The sequence below is a fragment of the Aureisphaera galaxeae genome (assembly GCF_028561275.1).
Taxonomy (GTDB): Bacteria; Bacteroidota; Bacteroidia; order Flavobacteriales; family Flavobacteriaceae; genus Aureisphaera; species Aureisphaera galaxeae.
On the sequence record NZ_JAQQTF010000006.1, the window covers coordinates 242,287 to 263,241 of the forward strand.

Below are 20,955 nucleotides of genomic sequence, written 5' to 3' on the forward strand. Positions count from 1 at the left end.
TTGTCTGTTAATTAATTTCAGTTTTCGATAATAGATTTTGTGAAATAAGACTGTCCAGAGAAAGGAGGTTCTTGCTTTTGGCATAGATAGCCCTGCTACAGCTTAGGTTTATTTCAAGAGCATTTTTGTATTCGGCACACTGCATGTGTATTCCTGCCACTCCTTTTCGGCGTACTTTTTTTACTGTCACCTTTTCGGAATGGTGCCTATCTAAAGACTCATTGTATTTCTGATAATTGAAGTCCCCACCCACATATGCATTGATGTCCACTCCATATGCCTTGTCCATATCCTCCTGAATAATCTCGAAGGGGATTTCCTGACGCATACGTGCATCGATATACATGGAATACACTTCTTTTACGAAGGGTACATTCAACTTAGTTCCTTGAATGGAAGCCAGTGATAATGGCAGTATATTGTTAATGGCTCCCAAAATATCTTTATCCTGGGTACTCATTTGCTCACGACCGTTTACAATGATATTCTGAATGAAATTAGAATCCGGTGTAAAGCGAACCATCATAAATTGATGCAGTGCCATGATGAGTCCGTTTAAAGGCACATTAAAGTCCTTCGCCACGTTCTGCAATTGCTCGAAATCACTTCCTTGTAAGGTGAGCGACAGTTTGATGAAACGATCGGTAATGCGATCCTTTTCGGTATTTGCATTGCGCATGGCCTCGATTGAAAACTGTTCCTTCCAGAAATTCCTATCGGAAAGTCCCTGTGGAGAATTCAAGAATTTCTCTTGCATACCAGCAAATTCAAAACTGGACAGCGCATTATTAACAATTGTCTCGCCCGCGAAATATCTTTGGGCATTGGTCATTAAAATGTTATTGGTATACGCATCGGTAATACCGTGGTGAATCCCCACATTGACAAGGGCTCCTTTTCGGTTGGCCACATCGGTAATGACGAAAACTCGGATGAACTCTTCTTCGAACAACTCGAAAGGTTTCATGAAGAAGGTTTTCATGTTCTCATCGATAGCTTCTCGGGTATTTTCGGATAAATCCTGGCTAACAATTTTCAGCTTTACATCTTCATTCGAAATGTAAGTCTGCTTTATTTTTCCATTTTCCTTGCCTAGAGATACGCAAAGGATTGGGTAATGAGCCATGAAGTTTCTGAATTGCTTCTCAAAGTTCCGTTCATCGTATTCTGCAATGTAGAAGTCGTTAACCCCAATGGTTTCCTTTAGTTTGAGGTAATAATTCTGGTTGTACGATACGTCATAGGTAGTTCCTATATTGTATTTCGAAACTTGTGCTTCATTTGATGCCGTATCGGCAGCATTATTCGTTACTTCCAAAAGATCATCTATGAGTGCCTCCAAGGTGCGCTTGTACGTTACAATGAAGGTTTCCATGGTTTCACGGTCGAAATCACTACTGGGGTATTGAACTGTCATTCGTAGCTGATCGGCAAAGATCTTACCCGATACTTTTAGGCATACATCACTGGGGATGTCATCCCCTACTTCATTCCCTACGAAGTCCGAAGCGTAACTGAAGGTAGATTCGGTAGAATCATCGCTTCCACTGGCATCGCTGAACTCTCCCAGATAATTGAAGGTTACATCTGGAATGGCTTCCGAAGCAAATCCTTCTCCGTGATACTTCAGGATTCCATAGCCTATCCCCTTATTGGGAATACGCTCTAAATCCTGTTTCACCTGAATTAAGTTTTCAATGGAATTTTCTGTTTGGGAAACATCCAACACGAATGGGAATATGCTTGTAAACCATCCCACGGTTCGGGAAATGTCTATTTCATCGAAAATATCCTCACGACCGTGACCTTCCATACGAAGCATAGTCTTATCCGAACCAAATACAGTTCTTATACTTTGACCCAGAGCTGTCATCAATAGATGATTTATTTTGGTATCATACACTTGGTTCACCTTCGTGCTAAGCGCTTGGGTGTAGGCAGTTTCTAAATGGAATCCTACTTCCTTATCGATCACATAACCCGATCCATTATCGTTTTTCGTAAGCTGGTCGATGTTTTGTCCTACAACCGTATCCCAATAGTTCTTTTCGGGTCCTTTGGCAAGTTGCGCTGCATATTCCTTAGAAGCACTCACCCAATCCTTAAAGGAATTGGATTTCTGTGGTAAGGTGGCTTTTTGGTTATTCGCATATTGATTGTACAATTGCTCCAAGTCTTCTACTAGAATTCTCCAAGAAATACCGTCCACCACCAAGTGATGACATACCAATGCAATTCTATCGGAAGTTTCCAATTGGAAATGCACTATTTTGAAAATATTACCAGCCTCTAATTCCAAGCCGGATTGAACATTCTCTCCTATAGCCGCCATTTCCTTTAAGGGTGCGGGCGACGTTCTTAAATCGAAGGTAGGAACCGATACTTTGGTAAGTTCATATCCCATATTGTACTGATTCCAAGTACCATTTTCGTCCAACGTATAAGACATACGAAGGGCATCATGGTGCTCCGTCAACTTTTGAGCACATTGCAATAAGATTTCTTTATCGATACGCTGATTCGATTTTAGCACTACCGACATATTGAAATGATGATATTTCGTTACCTGTAACTGTGTAAAGAAGTATTCCTGAATCGGAGACAAGTCTATTTCCCCAACCACTTCAGACTGGTCTACAGCTACCAAGTTGTTTCCTATTTTACTGGCCATTTCCTGAAAGTTCAGGGTATGCAGTGCATCTTTGGCTCGTAATACATAGCCTTGTTTTTTCAACCCAGAAATGAGGGAGATCAACTTGATGGAGTCTCCACCCAAATGGTAAAAATTGTCATTCAAACCTACTTGCCCCACTCCCAAAATGCGTTGACATAGTGTTACTAAGGCAATCTCTTCTTCCGTAGAAGGCTCCAGATAGTTGGACACAATTTTATCCTCTTGGGTCACATCGGGTAAACTTGCTCGATCTACCTTCCCATTGGTATTTAATGGCATGGCATCCAATTGGATATAGTAACTCGGTACCATATAAGCTGGGAGTTCCTTGAATAAGTAGTTTCTTATAGCTTCGCTATCGGTAGCCTCGTTGGCCACGTAATAAGCCACCATTTCCTTATTAGAAATCTTAACTACCGCCTCATTGATACCTGTCTTTTTCTGTAAGCAATTTTCTATTTCGCCCAACTCAATTCGGTGGCCATTAATCTTAACTTGGTTATCGGCACGTCCTCCAAAAACAACACTTCCATTGGGCATCCATTTTCCTAGGTCACCTGTTTTGTAAAGCAATTCCCCTTCTATAAATGGATTGGATACGAACTTCTCGCTTGTAAGTTCGGGTTGATTCAAATATTCTTTGGCAAGTCCATCACCACCTAAGTACAATTCTCCCATCACTCCTTTGGGAACCAATTTCTTATTCGGATCTAGAATATATACAGTACTATTGCTTATTGGGAATCCTATAGGAATATCCCCATCCACCTCTCCAATAGAATAGGTTAAGGAGAAGGTAGTGTTCTCTGTTGGCCCATATCCATTTATTATGGTTAAGTCTGGATAGGTAGTTCTTAATTTTCCGATGTGCGTTGGAGATAACTTATCCCCACCCACCAATACGGTAGATAGCGTCTGGAAAACGTCTATGTCGGTATCTACAATCTGGTTTAACCAACCTGCTGTAAACCACATTACGTTTACGGAAGCCTCTCGAATGGTCTCTTTTAAGGTGCTTACATCCAAGAGTGTATTCTTGGGTGTCATCACCAATTGTCCGCCATTTAACAAGGGTCCAAAGAACTCGAAAGTCGTAGCATCAAAGGAAAGCGCTCCTGTACAAAGCAATACATTTTTCTCATCGCATTGATAGAAATTGGCTGCTTTTACCAATCGCACAATGTTTTTATGCGAAATCACTACTCCCTTAGGTCTTCCCGTAGATCCTGATGTATACATAACATAGGCTGCACTATCGCAAGTCGTTGTTATCTCGGGAAGGATATTCGTATAGTTGGTTTTATTGTTTCTAAAGTCATTAATGATCTCTTGATCTACTGTAACCGCGCAGTTACTATCTTGAGTCATAAATTCAATTCTATCCTGTGGATAACTCGAATCTATGGGCACAAAAGTTCCTCCAGCCTTCAAAATGGCCAAAAGTGTTATGATATGCCATTCATTTCTATCTAAGGTAATCCCCACAAAATCGCCTGTGGCAACCTTATGTTCTTGGATCAAATAGGACGCCAATTGGGTAGAAACCGTAGATAATTCTTCATAGGTTAGTGTGTTCTTTTCAAACACTAAAGCAATTTGGTTAGGTGTCTTTTTGGTTTGCTCTTCGAATAAATCCACCAAGGTCCTTTCCTTCGGATAAGCAACACGGGTATTATTGAAGGTCACCAATAACTCTTCCTTTTCAGCAAAGTTCAAGAACTCCAATGCTTCTATGGTAGCTTCTGGTTGAGAAATCAAAGAAGCAATCAATTGCTTGAAATGACTCATTAAACCAGCAATGATTTCCTTTTCGTATACATCGCTGTTGAAAACAACATTGAAGTCTAGGTACTCCCCTATTTCTTCTAGAGAAAAGTCCAAATCGAATTTGGTCTTCGCAATTCCGTGGTCGGTAACGCGGTCTACCACTTCTTGTGGAATTTCATCTACAGATTTTGTAATCCCTACGTTATGCAGACGGAAAGTAGCATCGAAAACGGGACTTCTTGAAATGTCCGAACCAATCTTCAGTTTGTTCACCAAATGATCGAACGGATAGTCCTGATGCTTGTAATCTTTTAATATGTTTCCTTTGGTACGCTCAAAAAACGCAGCAATGGTTTCTTTTGGATCGATCTGACTGCGCAAGGCAATGGAATTTACATACACCCCAATTTGGTTTTCCAAATCGATGTGGCTTCTTCCGGCAACCGGCGTTCCCAAAATAAAGTCCTTATCCCCTGTATATTTATGCAGCAACAGATTAAAACTTGCATAAAGGCCTATGTACAAACTGGTTTCCTGTTCGTTACAGAATTGCTTGAATGCACGTGTTAATTCTTTCGGCAAATACGTCTTTAAGTGTCTTCCTTCATGTGTCTTTACAGAAGGTCGTTTCTTTTCGGTAGGCAAATTGAGCAAAGGCAATTCACCAGAAAGCTTTTCATTCCAATAGTCGAAGTCCGTATCGAAAGCATCTTCCTTAAGTCGTTGATCGTCCCAACAGGCATAGTCCTTAAACTGAATCCTCAGTTCTGGAAGCGCTGCCCTTCCACTTTCTTTATAGGCATTGTAGAAGGAAAGTAGGTCTCGGGAAAAGATACCCATGGACCAGCCATCGCAAAGAATATGATGAATGTTGTAAGACAGCACAAAATGTGCCTCAGAAAGCTGAAACAAAGATAGTTTTAACAGCGGTCCTTCTTCCAAATTAAAGGCTTCTTTGGAATTTATATCTATTCGGTCCTCAATCTTTTCCATTGCTTGGTCCACACCGCGATAATCGAAAAGATCCAATTCAAAGTTCACCTCCTCTGTAGAAAGGATGTGTTGTCTCGGTTCTCCTTGATCGTTCAGTCTGAAAACCGTTCTCAATATTTCATGTCTTTCGATAACATCGTTTACGGCTTGGTTCAACATAGGCACATCCAAGGCCTCATTAATTTCAATGGACTGAGCTGTGTTATAGGCTGCCGAAGAGTCGTTGGATTGGCATACCACCCAAATTCTGTATTGGGAAGAAGACAACGGATAGCTGTCCTGTTCTGGCGCCAAAGGAATCTCCTTGAAAGAAGACTGATCTGTCTTTGCAATCTTATTGGCTTGGTCCCTTAATACCGGAAGATTGAATAGATCGAAAATGTCCAATTCTACCCCGAAGGTGGAATGGATATGGGTGGCCAACTGAATAAGGTGAATACTGTTACCGCCCAACATAAAGATATTGTCGGTCACACTTATCTTATCCATGTTCAGTACCTTCTTCCAAATGTCCAATAAGTCCTTCTCCGTTTCATTTACGGGAAGTTCTATGTTCGCACTGTGTTGGAAATAGGTCTTAATTCGCTCATTGAGATCTATGGTATCGATTTTTCCGTTGGAATTCACCGGGAATTCTTCCAAATGGATAAAATGCAGACTCAATAATTCATAGTCGGACAAGAACTTTAGACAATGGGTTCTTATAGCTTCATTACTATCTTCGGATGCTGTGTAAAAACAGATGATGGATTGCACCGATCCGTTTACGGTATGTGGAAGGCATTTTACCATATTCACATCTTCCAGCTCAAGAATGTTTTCTTCAATGGAATTGATATCGCAGCGTACTCCATTCAACTTAACAACCCCGTCTTTTCTTCCTAAAACCACTAGGTTTCGTTCGTTGTCGTACTTTCCGAAATCGCCCGTTTTGTAAATGATATCCCCTCTGTTTCCAATGGGATTGGTCACAAATTTCTGTGATGTCATTTCGGGATCCTTGTAATACCCGCTGGTAAGGAAGGGTGTTTGTATATACACATCACCTACTTCCCCGATATCGCATATATCATTATTTGCATTCAGAATGAGAATGTTGGTGTTAGAGATAGGCTTTCCAACACAAAGTACTGCAGAAGCATCTCCAGTCATCGTTTCCGGAACGCGGTAAAAGGTCTTCACCAAGGTCGCCTCTGTGGTTCCGTAAAGGTTAATGATGGTTGTATTTGTCCCATAAAGAGCCCGCCAGTCGCTGATATCCTTTTTGTAAAGCTTCTCTCCCGCCAATAGCATGTATCGCAGCGATGGGAAGTAATTTCCTGAATGCTGTGAACCATCATTGGCACTCAACATACGCATCATGGTTGGGATGGTATGTAGGATTGTAATGTCCTTTTCCTTGATCCAGTTTTTTAATTTTCCAATATCATTTTTCACTTCCGTGGAAGGAATGCAAATCCTTGCTCCTTCAATAAAGGGAAGGAAAATATCCCGTAAGGAAGCATCGAAAGAAAGGGAAGTGAGTTGCCCTATTCTATCAGATGCTGTAATCTCTAGTTCTTTAGATTCCCAATGGATAAAGTGACTTAAGCTTTTGTGATTTCCAAACACCGCTTTGGGCCTGCCCGTAGAACCCGAAGTAAAGAAGATATAGTTGTTATCATTTCCGTCTACTGGAATATCCAAATTTTCACCATTGTTAATCACAATGTTTCCTTCGGTAATGAAGTTGCCATTTTGCCAATTCATCACTTCGAACTGTAGCTCCTCTTTGCTGTTAAGGGATAGCAATACCACTTTCGGGATGGCAAATTCGAAATCCATATTGGAAGCTTTAATACGTTCCAAATATTCCCGTGTGGTAAGCACCATTTGCGGGCGAATGGTATCGTACAAAACGCTCCAATGGTTCATTTTGTACTTCTCGTCCAATGGCAAGTAGATTTTTCCTGCTTTAAAAGTTCCAAGAAGTGCAGAAATCTGAAGGGATCGATCATTGAAAAAAGAGCATACCACATCTTCCCTACTAACTCCCAACTGATCCAGAACTCCGGCAATTTGATTGGCATTTCGGTTTAATTCCGTATACGTGATCGAACGGGAATCCGATTCTATAGCGATCGCATTGGGTCTTTCTGAGACCGTACGTTCAAAAACTGTATGTAATACTTTTTTATTCATGATCTATCATTAAAATTTTTAAACTGGCAGTAGGCAATTCCTTTCCTGCCAGGATCTGAGCCCAGCTTAGTACTGCCTGTATCTTGTAGGAAATCTTTGTATCTTGGGAATAGGGTTCGTCCATTTAATGGCAAAGACGAAAGGCCGTTTTAGAAATCTTCGTCCAAATTTTGAGATAAGGCATTCATGAACTCGTCGTGCTCTATCTTCGTATCCTCTCCCTTAATTTCCTGACAATAGGAAACAAGGCTTCGGGAATCATCGGAGGTAATAAGTTCAATGAGTTGCAGGAATTGATTGCTCAACAACTTCATGTCCTCGGGATCGAACAGATCTGAGTTCACGCTTAACGAATATTGCATTGTATCGTCTTTTATTTCTACATAGAAAGTGACATCGAATTTTGCCGTGGTGTCGTAGTCTACCTCCTCGCCTACCGAAGTTTTTAATTCTACCTCGCTATTGGCATCATGAGTTACTACCAACATCACATCGAAAACAGGGTTTCTGGAGAAATCGGCTTCCAGATTTAGATTTTCAACAATGAGATCGAAGGGATATTCATTGTGTTTGTAACCTTCAATCACATTGGTTTTCACTTCCGTTAACAACTGATTGAAATCTTTATCTACTTCCAGTTGGGTCCTAAACGGAATGGTATTGATATATACCCCTATCTGATCTTTTAACTTAGGATTGTTTCTACCCGAAACTGGACTTCCCACCACGATATCGGTTTGAAAGGAATTGTGATATAGCACCATATTGAGTACTGCCAATACTTTCATAAAAGGAGTGATCCCTTCTACCCCAGAATGGTTGAAAAATTCACGAATCGTTTCACTCTTAATCGTATTGTTTACCGAATACCCGTTATAGGTTTTTATAGTCGGACGCTCCTTGGAGAACACAAAGCTCAACTTGGGAACTTCCCCTTTGAACTTCTCGGACCAGTACTGCTGACTACTATTGAATTTTTCTGAAGAAATCTTGTCCAATTGCCATACAGAATAGTCCTTATATTGAATCTCCAAAGGCTCTAGATTAGGTGCTATGCCATATTTGTGATAAATATAGAAAGCCTCATATTCTTTGGTCAACTGCTCCAAAGACCAGTTGTCCGCGATGATATGGTGCATATTTCGGTAGAACACATATTCGTCTTCCGATTTGCGAATCAAGGCAATCCTGATAAGTGGACCTTGTTCTAGATGAAAGGGAACTTCCGAATCGAACTTTACGAAAGTAGCCAGTTCGGCACCGAAATCGGAGGCTCCCCTAAGGTCTATTTTCTGAATATCTACCTTCACTTCCGAAGGTTCTAAAATGTATTGATGTATTTCTCCCTCAGCATTCTTTTTAAAGATGGTCCTAAGGGATTCATGACGCTCTATAATGGATAGAATTGCCTTGTCGAAGCATGCTTCATCCACTCCCTTCACCTCGTCATAGGCGAACATATTATAGGCGATCGATCTGTTTTTGTTCTGGCTTAACAACCATAGTCTTCTTTGCATTAATGAAATGGGATAGCTTTCCATTTCCGGGGCCTTTTCAATGTCGTCCAAAACATCATTCTTTGATGACTTAATAAGCGCTGCATGCGACTCTAAGGTGGTATTTACAAAGAAGAGGTTGAGTTCCAACTTCACTCCAAAAGTAGACTGATACGTATTGATCAACTTGATCAATTTAATACTGTGTCCGCCTAAGTGGAAGAAGTCTTCCTTCACTCCCAGACCTTCACGACCAAACACTTCACTCCAAATGGCTACGCATTGTTCTTCGACCTCATCCCGAGGTGCCACATATTCTATTTGTTTGGAAGCAGCTTCCTCGAATAAGGTATTCAGTTGTCTTTTATCTACCTTTCCATTTACGGTAAGTGGTATGTTTTCTATAGTTACGAATTGCGCCGGAATCATATACTCGGGCAATACTTTTTTAAGGTGTCCTTTAAGTACTTCGTCGGATTCTTCATTCCGATCCACTACAAATGCTACCAGTTGTAAGGCATCTTGTACTTCTATGGGTAATACGACTGCTTGTTTTAGCATCCCACTACCTACTAAAGTCTGTTCGATCTCTCCCAATTCAATTCGGTAGCCACGTATTTTAATTTGGTCGTCTATTCTTCCCAAATACTCTATAGTTCCTTCGGGAGTCCAGCGACCTAAATCGCCTGTTTTATATATGATTTCCCCAGTGGTGTTCGGATTTTCTATAAAACGTTCCTGCGTAATTTCTTTCCTGTTGAGATATCCTTGCGAAACCCCTGCACCCCCAATGAACAACTCTCCCGCACTTCCTATGGGTGCTTCCTTACCATCAGTGTCCAAAATCTGAATATCGGTATTGGCAATAGGGCTTCCTATGAGAATACTCTCATCTTCTGGAAATACCTCCTGAACTATACATCCAATCGTTGTTTCTGTAGGACCGTATTCGTTGAATAGTTGAATATCCTCATGAATGTCCTTTACGATTCTCACTTGATCGTGTTTTAATTGCTCCCCGCCGCAAACGATAAGCCTTAATTTGGTCTCGTCTACGTCTATATCCTTCAAAAGGGATAAGTGGGTGGGCGTTAGCTTTAGCGTATCCACTTCGGGATGTTGTAGGCTTTCGGTAAGTAATTGTATTACGTCCTTGTCGGCTCCACCAATCCATAACTTCTTACCCCTTGTAAGACTGGTAAAGATGGAAGTCATGGTTAAATCGAAGGATAAAGAGGTAATTAACCCCCAATTCCCCATATTCGGATCCTTGAAATAGTAGTTATTTGCCCACTGAATGTAATTGAGGAGGTTGCTATTGTTTATCAAACATCCTTTTGGATTCCCTGTAGAGCCAGAAGTATAAATACAGTAAATAGTGTCTTCGCTATTTACTTCAACACCTGGACTTTCGGCGAACTGATTGGCATAAATTTCGGTATCGGACGCGATTAAGGTAGTTGCTTCTTCCAATCCCAGTTCCGATTTCAACGCTTCATTAGTAATAATAAGCTTAGCGCCACAATCCTGAGCGATATACTGTATGCGGTCTTTGGGATATTCGGTATCGATAGGAACATAATAACCCCCAGACTTTATGATGGCCAATACACTAACGATAAACCATTCAGATCTACCCAATAAAATGCAAACTGCATCTCCCTTGCTTACTCCATAGGAACTGATAAGCTCTTGGGCCAGCTGATTGGATCGTTGATCCAGTTCTGAATAGCTTATCTCCTCATTTCCTATCAGAATCGCAGTGGCTTCAGGTTGTTCCGATACTTGTTTTTGAAACATCTCCAAAACAGAAGCATAGGCTTCGAAAGTCTTTTCGGTAGCATTCGCCATGGCGATAATATCAGCTTCTAAACTCGATATAGTTTGAGAAGCTTCCGTTTCAATACCGAAAACTTGCTTTAATTGTGCTACCACCAATGGTTCCTTAATTCCAGAGAACTTGGAGGTATCAACATATACTTCCAAAGAGAGTGCATCTCCCCGATCTATGCAGGTCAACTTCACATCGAAAGCATCTACAATGGAATGAAAATCTTCCAAACGTATCGCCGAGTTTCGGGAATTTCTACCATCGATATATTCAAATACATAATTGAAGAAAGGATCACCTTGATCTCCGTTTCTTCCCAAGTAGAAGTAATCGGACCAAACATCTATACTTTGAAGGCATTGTGCAATTTCATTTTCATTATTCGTTCCAGATTCCTTTACAGGTGCCAAGGTAATGGGCAACGGTTTTGAAACCAGACCAAATGTATTATTCAGCTCCTCGTAGGATCTTTGATAAGGTAAATAACCTACAGTTACTTTGTCTCCTTCGAATTGATGTAGGTAATCGAACAACCTAGCGAACACATAATGCTCTAGGTTACTGCCGACTTTGTTTGCTTCGGCACTTAACTGTTCGTATTCACTGCCCACAAACGTTTTCAACACTGTGCGTTTTGGCAAAAAATCACCTTTGGGTGTATCGGTAAACGGAATAACTGTCTTTCCTAGATTGTATTCGTAGTTTTTCCAAAAATTAACCCCTTCAATCTCGGGTTCTGCTTGTAATTCATTTTGCCAAGCTGAAAAGTTCTGATATTCCACCACCTCACGCTCTAAACTCACATAAGCGCTTACATCTACCAGTGCTTGTTTCAAATCGTTATAGAACAACAGACTACTGAAGCTATCCGCCCAAAAGGAAAAGATCCTAACGATGAGAAGCTTTTGGGAATCCTCATTCACATAGCAGAATCGAACGGCAGCATCCTTTGCACTATCGTATGGATACGACAAGTACTGATCTGCAACATCATTCGCATGTTTTCCCGCGAATGTTGAAACTTCATGGAAATCCAAACCAGCAGCAATATCCATAAACTGTCTTGGAAATGCATAACCCGCTTCCTTCATGGTCTTGAACAACAAGGTCTCATTTTTCTTCAAGACTGCTTGAAGTGCAGATTGCACAACTTCGCTTGTTATAGAGGCATCTAAAGCTATGGTTAACTGATTGAAAAACTGAGACGTATTCTCAGGATTCAATAACCAAAGATTTCTCTGGTTTACAGACAACTCATAAGTATCAACATTATTTAAAATAGCATCCTGCATGATTAGTTTCTTTAAAAAATGACGTGAGAATTAGAAATTAGATGGTGGTGTGTACTTCCATTAAAAAATGGAAGCGATGATTTTTCTGTCTCCTTTGTATGGATTACGACCATGGGCCATTAACATATTATCCAAGAACAATACATCTCCGGTTTGCCATGGGAATTCGAAAGTGGCTTTCTTATATGCCTGGCGGATTTCTTCAATCTCTTCTTTCGAAATGGGACTTCCATCGCCGAAATAGGTGTTGTTGGGAAGATCATCATCCGATTCAATAATGGAAAGAAAATCTTCGTCATAGGTATACTTATTGAAGAAGTATCCGTGGTTGAACCAAACGGTATCTCCCGTATGTGGGTGATCCCAAACAGCCTTTTTGGTCCAGGTAAGTACCAATTTGTCTTCATCGGCCCAATTGCAGGTAATTCCTTTTTCCGCACAGATCTCTTCTACTTGATTCTTATCTGTGGTTTGAAAAACCTCCTGCCATGGCAATCCTAAGGATTTGGTCAAGTTTCGTACGTACTTCACTCCTAAATCCACAAATTTTTGACGGGTAGCATCGCTTAGGTACTGTAATACCTTTCTGTTATCGGCAATTGGTGTTTCTCCTTGCTCTTCTGCAGGCACGATACAACAAAAAACAATGTTGCTCGGGTGATTGGGATCGTAGGAGCTCTCACTGTGCATATTGATGCTGTACTCACTCGGATAGGTTGTGGTGTGATACACATTATCCCCAACGGCATAGCGTGGTGAAGATCGCATCTTATATTCTAAAGGCTTGTCTACAAACAATTTGATAAGATCCTGAAACTTAGCAACAGTATCTATCCCAAAACCCCTGAATAAAATTCCTCCTTGAGATCTAAGTTTGGTCTTGAACTCTTCCCTGTTCTCATCGATCCAAGCTTTTAAGTTCTTTCCCGAACCGGTAGACAAACCTAGTACCGGGAATCCCATTTCTGGTGACATGATAGAAAAATCCACGGATTTTCCGTTCGCGGCCGTAGGCGCTTTTGTACTTAGTAATCTATTAACTCTACTTGACATAACTTTTAATTTAATCTTGTTAATTTTTTCTTCGCTGTGAATATGTTTCATGTAGTTTTCCCGTGTTCTCTCCTATCCCATGCGTTTCGCGGCGTTGGTTTATAATGATGTACGGAAAATTTGGTTCTTAAATGTCTAGGCTGTAAAGGCCTTAAGTCGTTGTAAATTTTTCGACTTCAAGTTCGATTTGGTCTGCTTTTTTAGGTCGATATCCCTTATAGGAAGGTTGGGCTTCTGCAAAAGCTCTGAGGCTATATTCCCAAAGTCTTTCAGCAAAAGTGCTATGGTATTTCTAGTATAGATATCCGTATTAAACTGCATTGTTAACTGTATAAAACCCTCGTACAACTTGGCAGTGATCAAGATGTCTAATTTTGGAGCCGAATGTCCCTTGTAAAGGATCTCATCGAAAGGAATCAATGCCGTATCCAGTTCAAAAGACTTTCCTACTTTGTCCTCATATGTAATCATTACGTCATAAATCGGATTCCTATTTGAGGGTGTGCTTAATTCTAAGTCATCTATCAGCCAATCGAAATAGTATTTTTGGTGTTCAAAACTTTCTAGCGTTGTCCTACGTACTTGTTCAAATATCTCTTGGAACGAATCGTTTTCATTGACCTGGTTTCGTACTACCACAGTATTGAAGTAGTTCCCTACCTGATTTTCGAACTCACTTCGGTACCTTCCTAAGGATCGAGTGCCTAAAAGTAGGTCGTTAGATTGGCAGTATTTCTGAAACAAAATGTTCCACACAGTTAGAATCCCAATGAATGCTGTACTTCTCCTTTCTTTAGAGAAATCTACCAGTGCTTTCGAAATACGTGGTGAAAGGTTTAGTTCCACCAACTGCCCATTATATGTTTTGCTCACCGGTCTTGTTTTTACTTCAGGCAATTCGAATAAGGGAAGGTCTCCAGATAGTCTTTCCATCCAGAATGCTCTGCTTTCTTCAAATGCCTTTCCAAAACGCTGGGTTTTATGCCAAACGGCAAAATCTTTGTATTGTATCTGCAATGCTGGCATATTGGGTGCTTTTCCCTGTTCATATGCCTCATAGAAATGCATGATATTGTTGTGTAGTATATTGAGCGAATGGGCATCGCATATCAATTGATGCGCTCTCATATACAGTAAACTTGTATCCTTTGATAGTTGAAAATAGATGACTTTCAACAAAGGGCCTTCTTCAAAATTAAACGGACCCTCGCTCTCCTTGTCTATATGCAGTTGCATTTCTGAATACGGACTCACACTTTCACTTAGGTTGTGTTTCACAAGAGATACTCTATGTTTTCCTTTGGGTAGGATCCATTGTTTCAATACTCCAGATTCGTCCTTACCAAAAACCGTTCTGGTAATTTCATGACGATCTACTGTTGCTTGTAATGCTTTATTCAATAATTCAGAATCATACGTTCCTTCCAACTCCACCGTGAAGGTCATATCATAGGCAATGGCATCTTTATCCAATTCCGACAATAGATATACCTTGTTTTGAGCTTCCGATAATTCATAATTGGTAGCTGAAGGTAATGTTGGAATCGTTTCGTTCAAATTGCTGTCCAAGGAAGCGATCAATTCTGCATGTTGTGCAATTGTGGTATGCTCGAACATGTGTGTTAAGTTTACCTGGACGTTAAATTGTTCCTGATACTTCAGTACCAACTGATTCATGATCAAACTATGCCCTCCCAATAAAAATATGTTTTCGTCGGTTCCTATATTTGATTGATCCAACACCTCTTTCCAGATTTCCAAAATAGCTCCTTCCAAAGGGGTTGTAGCTGCTTTTTTTGAATGCTCATCAGTAATGAGTGATTGAGCATATTGGTTCAATCTCGCTGTATCGATCTTCCCGTTAGAATTGGTGGGAAGCGCTTCCATGTGTTCGAAATGCAATCCAACCATCTCATAGGCCGATAATTTTGCTAAGCATTGATTTCGTACTTCCGAAATTGTCGTGTTAACCGATGCGTAAAAGCAAATGATTACAGATGCTATATCTTCGCGATACGCTACTACGCATTTTACTGCGGTTACTGCTTCAAGTTCTAATAGTGTCGATTCTATGGCATTCAAATCGCATCGTACTCCATTTATCTTCAGCAATCCATCTTTTCTGCCTAAAATCCGAACGGTTCCATCGGGATTAAAGGCTCCGTAGTCGCCCGTATCGTAAATAATGTCCAATTCCTCGTTCAAAGGATTCTGAATGAACTTCTGTTGGGTCAATTCCGAATCGCGATAATATCCCTTGGATAAATACGGCGTCTTGATATAAATGGTGCCTTCTTCGTTAATGCCGCAGCGCTCGTTCTTTTCATTTAGAATTAGAATCTCAGTTTCCGAAATAGGTTTCCCCACACTGATAACATCGGTGAGATCACCATTCAACTTTTCTTCCACCCTATGAAAGGTCTTCACCAAGGTCGACTCTGTGGCACCATATAGGTTAATGATTTGCGTGTTATTGCCAAATCGGTCTCGCCAATTCATTACATCCCGTGCATATAGCTTTTCCCCAGCCAATAATAGATAGCGTAATTTGGGGAACTCCATCACCATTGTTTCCTTCTTGTTCAGTAAAAATCGAATCATGGTGGGAATGGAATGCAGAATGGTAATTCCTTCTGCCATCAACCACTTCTTAGCCAATGTTGCGTGTTCCTTTGTTTCTTTCTTTGGAATACAAATACATGCACCCTGCGTCAACGCCAAAAAAATATCCCGTAGGGAAGCATCGAAAGAAAGAGACGTAAACTGTCCTATTCTATCTTCTGAAGTGACATTCAATTCTCTCGCTTCCCATTCAATAAAATGAGCTAAACTTTCATGGCACCCCAATACAGCTTTGGGTTTCCCGGTAGAGCCGGAAGTAAAGAATATATAGTTAGCATCTTTTCCGTCAATGGAAAGATGTAAGTTTTCATTGCTTACTGCTGTAGTAGTCTCGACACTTACATATCCCTCATTTTCATTCTTCAAGATAGACCACATCAACTCTTTGTTCTCATCCAAGGATGTTACGATCAGAAAAGGAATGGTATATTCAAATTCTTGATTCCATCCATATACAATGTCTAAATTCTCTTGTGAAGTAACCAATACCTTGGGGTGGATCTTTTCGTAAAGCACACTCCAATGATTGGCTTTGTATTTTTCATCCAAGGGCAAATACACCTGCTTTGCCTTGAAGATCCCCAGCAATGCTTGAATTTGGATTTCGGCCTCCTTACAGAAGCAACCAACCACTTCCCCATCGCCTACACCTAGCTGTCTCAATACCCTTGCCAATACATTGGCATTGGCATTAATTGCTGAATAAGTGAAGGTATTCGTAGCTGTCGCCAACGCCACAGCGTTAGGGCTTTTGCGCACGATATTTTCGAAGATTGTATGTACAACCTTGTGCTTCATAGGTTCTATAAATTCTTTAAGGATTAAAAGCCTAACTCTTAAATGATCGTAATCGAGAAAGGTTCTTCGATTTTAGGTTTTGTTTGATTTCATTTTTTAAGTCGACATCTTTTATGCTCGCTTCCGGTGCATCCGATAAGGCCATAGTCAGATTTTTGAAATCTTTCAGCATACGCTTCATGGTCTCAGTGCGATAGATGTCGGTATTAAATTGTAAATCGGTTCTAAGGTATCCTTGATGCAATTCTACAGTAAGCAGCATATCCAATTTGGGTCGCGAGGTCCCTTTGTTTATCACTTCATCATAAACAACCCCAGTGCTTAAAGCCGCTTTTGTTGCATCTGCGGTTTTGTCTTCATAGGTGATCATGATGTCGTAGATGGGATTTCTATTAGAGCTCGTATTGATCTCCAAATCATCGATCAACCAATCGAAATAATAGTTCTGATTTTCAAAACTCTCCAACATATTGGCCTTCACCTGTTGGAATACCCCCTTTAGGCTATCACTTTCCTGCAAGGCGCTTCTTAGTACAACCGTATTTAAATAATTTCCTATCTGATTGATGAATTCAGTTCGGTATCTCCCCAAGGATCTAGTTGCAATAGGTAAATCCTTTATTCCCGTGTATTTGTAAAAAAGGATGTTCCATAACGTCATTACGGTCATGAAAACGGTTCCGTTTTCTGCTAAACTGAAATCCGTGATTCTTTGGGTGATCTCAGTATTCAGGTTCATTTCCAACAGCAAACCATTGTGGGTTTTAATGCTGGGACGTTGTTTCCCTTCAGGCAACTCGAATACAGGAAGCTCTCCAGACAATTGATTCAACCAAAATGATTTGCTCTTCGTTATGCCTTTATCCGTTCGTTGCTGTTTATGCCATAAGGCGTAATCCTTGTATTGAATGGACAACTCAGGAATATTCGGCGTTTTATCTTGGCTAAAGGCTTCATAATATGCCATGAGGTCACGGTGCAATATCTTTAGGGAATGTGCATCGCTAATCATTTGATGCGTCCTTATATACAACAGTGTTTTCCCGTTGGGTAACTGAAACAAAAACACTCGCAACAATGGGCCTTCGGCAAAATCAAAAGGGGTTTCTGCGTCTTTGCTTATATGCAAATTGGCTTCCCGATACGGTCCTGCACTTTGGCTTATGTCTATAGTGACTAACTTTATCGAGTGCTCGTCCTCGCCTAGAATCCACTGCTTTAATTTACCTGCGGCATCTTTTTTAAACCGCGTTCTCAAAATTTCATGACGGGCCACCACAGCTTGCAAAGCCTTGTTGAAAGTTATCGGACAAATTTCGTCGTCCAATTCTTCCATGAATTCCATATCGTACTCAATGGAAGCTTTGTCCATTTCCGTAAGCAGGTACAACTTGTTTTGGGCATCGGAAGGTTCGTAATTCTCTGAAGGCTCCAAAAGCACAATCCCTGTATCCGAACTTTTATCCAGTGATGCAATCAATTCGGCATGAGCTGCAATGGAAGTATGCTCAAAGAGTTGTTTTAAACTTACTTGAACATCGAACAGCTTCTTATAGCGAATAATGAGGATGTTCATCTTCAGGCTATGACCACCCAAGTGAATGAAATCGTCCGTTACCCCGATATTTTCTTTCTTTAGTACACTTTCCCAAATGGTGACCAGTTTTTGCTCCAACTCATTTTGCGGTGCTACATAGGTCACTCCACTATCCATGGTCTGATCCCATGGGTCGGGCAATTGTTTTTTATCCGTTTTTCCGTTTTCGGTGAGTGGAAAGCGATCCAATTGAACGAAATGCTGTGGAATCATATAATCTGGAAGGAATTCCTCAAGAAACGTTCGTAGTCCCAAATCATTCTGCGTTTCTTGTGACATAAGATAAGCGACAATGACCATTTCATTGGCATTGTTTTCCCTCGCTACGATTTCCACTTTTGAAATAGCCTCGTTTTGTAATAGGGCGTTTTCAATTTCGCCAAGGTCTATTCGGTAACCGCGTATTTTAATCTGATTGTCTTTCCTTCCGAGAATTTCGATATTCCCGTTGGCCAAGCGTCGTCCCAAATCGCCCGTTTTATAGAGTCTTTCTCCCTTATTCCATGGATTCTCCATGAACTTTTCCGCTGTCAATTGCGGTGCATATAGATAACCGCGACAGACTGGAACTCCAGCTGTGTAGATCTCTCCCACAGTACCTTCGGGACATAGGGTTTCATTTTCATCGACAATATAGATGTGCGTATGTTGAATGGGCCGACCAATGAGCACCTTACTGTCCTCAATTTTTTCGTTCATTCGGTAACAGGTAGTTACATCCGAACATTCGGTCTGACCATAAGTGTTGATGATTTCAATTTCAGGGTTTAAGTCAAAAAATACATTCACATAACTCGGTGTAAGTCGCTCGCCAGTTAGGATCAGTTTTCTTAAATGCTTCAGTTTGGATTCATGTCCAATCGCAAAAACGTTATTCAGTTGCGAAGGGATCACCTCTAATAGGCTTACTTCATTGGCAATGGTTTTATCCAACAGTAGTGAAATATCCTGCAATTCTTCCAAAGTGGTAATAATAACAGTCCCTCCCACGATTAAAGGAGCCCACAGCTGCCAAATGCTTCCTACGAAGTAGAATTTCGAAGTGTGGCAAATGGAAACGCCTTCTTTCAAATCCAATAAGGCAATCTTGCTGTACAGGTGATTTACAATCCCTTTATTTTCCAGCATACAGCCCTTGGGCGTTCCAGTGGACCCCGAGGTGTACACGATATAGGCCAATTTTGAAGGAACCAGGTCAACATCATCTTCAGCATATTGATCCATCGTGCGAAAGAAAGTATCTATATCTTCTTGGCTCAATACGAATTTGAAGTTCTCCCGAATGGCCTCGAATCGTTCCTTTGGTGTCTTGGTATCTAAGGGTGAAGGACATCCTCCAACCTTTAGAATAGCCAATAGTACTATGGCGTACCATTCGGAGCGGTCCAATTGAATCCCAAAAATGTCCTCTGGTTGAACCTCATAGACTTCATTGATATAGCGTGCCAACTGATTGCTCTTTCTATTCAGCTCGGCATAGGTGATATGTGTATTTCCGAAACTAAGGGCAATGGCATCTGGAGTACGCTCCACTTGTGCTAAAACCAATTCCACGATCGACATGGACAATGGGTCCTTGCTTTCTTGGAGTGCTGTGGTTGCAGCATTGTTAGATTCGTATTTTGTAGTAAGCAAATTCACAACGATCGTAGTTAGGAAACAATACTAATGGCGGGTTGAAACAGACGGAAGACGGCGGCTATGCGATCCAATTCTTCCAAATCGGCATCGATTACAAAACTATCCACACCGAGGTCTATGTATTGGCCAATGTACGTGGCAACATCTTCAAAAGATCCTACCAAATATGGACAGTCGGCGTTAAAATGTTGGAAGGGCTCCATTCTAAACACATCATCTTCGGTTTCTTCTTTCAACAATTTCTTCCAAACGGCGTCCGTATTTAGCATGGATAGTTCCAATAGTTCGTCGTATTCTTCATATTCGGGTTGAAATTTGTTCTTCATCACCGAAATGGCTTCCAATCGTGTTTCTCGGGCGATAATCCCGAAATACATTCCAGTAGATTGAAACATCCCCTGTGTACATTTCGCAAGTGGTTTTCCCATCCTTAGATTGGCCAAATTTCTTTTCTTTCTAATCTTTTGTGCTTCTGGGGAACTCCCGGCTAAGTAGCCTACCGGGAAAAGAGACTCATCCAATACCGAAGTAAGCTTCAAATTATTGATGGTATAGTAGGTTCCCTGAAAGTTTACCGGGCTTTTGCTCGATAACAGTTTATATATGATCTCTATGTATTCATCTAAACGATCGTAGCGTTCTGCATGGGATAATTGATCCCCAATGGCTTCCCTATCAGAGTTGGATGTCCCCGTGATAAAATTTAAATAGGTCTTTCTTTTATAAAACTTGGAAAGCGTGGCAATTTTTTGAGCCACTGTATATGGGTGAATATATACAGGGTTTACAGCTATAATAGGCGATTGACTCAAACTTTGACCGAAAATTTCCTGACCCAAAACCCAAGGTTCTATGTCGTTGGAATTATTCTGAAAGAACAGGATCCCATCGAATTTTAGGGCTTCGTTTTTATTGATCATGTCCTGCAGTCGGGAAGCATAGTTGGCATCATCCTCAACTCTTCGAATGGTGGTAAACACCTTCACTTTATCATTCTTTACAGATTTCAT

At 40.8% G+C, this 20,955-nt stretch carries 6 protein-coding genes; all 6 read right to left on the reverse strand.

Translation table 11 applies throughout. The features are described from left to right. Positions 1–7: 7 nt before the first annotated feature. The 6 genes from POV27_RS11700 to POV27_RS11725 all read right to left on the reverse strand — a co-directional run bounded on the left by POV27_RS11700 (position 8) and on the right by POV27_RS11725 (position 20,955). Entirely contained in the window at positions 8–7,615 is a 7,608-nt protein-coding gene (locus tag POV27_RS11700) for a non-ribosomal peptide synthetase (RefSeq protein WP_272862957.1), read from the reverse strand. A gap of 149 nt (positions 7,616–7,764) precedes the next feature. Next, positions 7,765–12,234 carry an amino acid adenylation domain-containing protein gene (locus tag POV27_RS11705; RefSeq protein ID WP_272862958.1) on the reverse strand — a complete coding sequence of 1,490 codons (4,470 nt, stop codon included), beginning with the start codon at positions 12,232–12,234 and terminating at the stop codon, positions 7,765–7,767. A gap of 60 nt (positions 12,235–12,294) precedes the next feature. Further along, positions 12,295–13,287: a TauD/TfdA family dioxygenase gene (locus POV27_RS11710; RefSeq protein WP_272862959.1), complete on the reverse strand. Its 993-nt coding sequence runs from the start codon at positions 13,285–13,287 to the stop codon at positions 12,295–12,297. Positions 13,288–13,422: 135 nt separating this feature from the next. Further along, positions 13,423–16,707, reverse strand: coding sequence for a condensation domain-containing protein (locus POV27_RS11715; protein WP_272862960.1), 3,285 nt, complete (start codon positions 16,705–16,707; stop codon positions 13,423–13,425). A gap of 31 nt (positions 16,708–16,738) precedes the next feature. Beyond that, positions 16,739–19,945, reverse strand: coding sequence for an amino acid adenylation domain-containing protein (locus POV27_RS11720; RefSeq protein WP_272862961.1), 3,207 nt, complete (start codon positions 19,943–19,945; stop codon positions 16,739–16,741). An 11-nt stretch (positions 19,946–19,956) separates the two neighbouring features. Then, positions 19,957–20,955 (reverse strand): LLM class flavin-dependent oxidoreductase, encoded by a 999-nt coding sequence (locus tag POV27_RS11725; RefSeq protein ID WP_272862962.1) that lies wholly within the window; start codon positions 20,953–20,955, stop codon positions 19,957–19,959.

Excerpts from the sequence above, each read along its gene's own strand:
- POV27_RS11700 (WP_272862957.1), bottom strand. The coding sequence starts at position 7,615 with ATGAATAAAAAAGTATTACATACAGTTTTTGAACGTACGGTCTCAGAA.
- POV27_RS11705 (WP_272862958.1), bottom strand. The coding sequence starts at position 12,234 with ATGCAGGATGCTATTTTAAATAATGTTGATACTTATGAGTTGTCTGTA.
- POV27_RS11710 (WP_272862959.1), bottom strand. The coding sequence starts at position 13,287 with ATGTCAAGTAGAGTTAATAGATTACTAAGTACAAAAGCGCCTACGGCC.
- POV27_RS11715 (WP_272862960.1), bottom strand. The coding sequence starts at position 16,707 with ATGAAGCACAAGGTTGTACATACAATCTTCGAAAATATCGTGCGCAAA.
- POV27_RS11725 (WP_272862962.1), bottom strand. The coding sequence starts at position 20,955 with ATGAAATCTGTAAAGAATGATAAAGTGAAGGTGTTTACCACCATTCGA.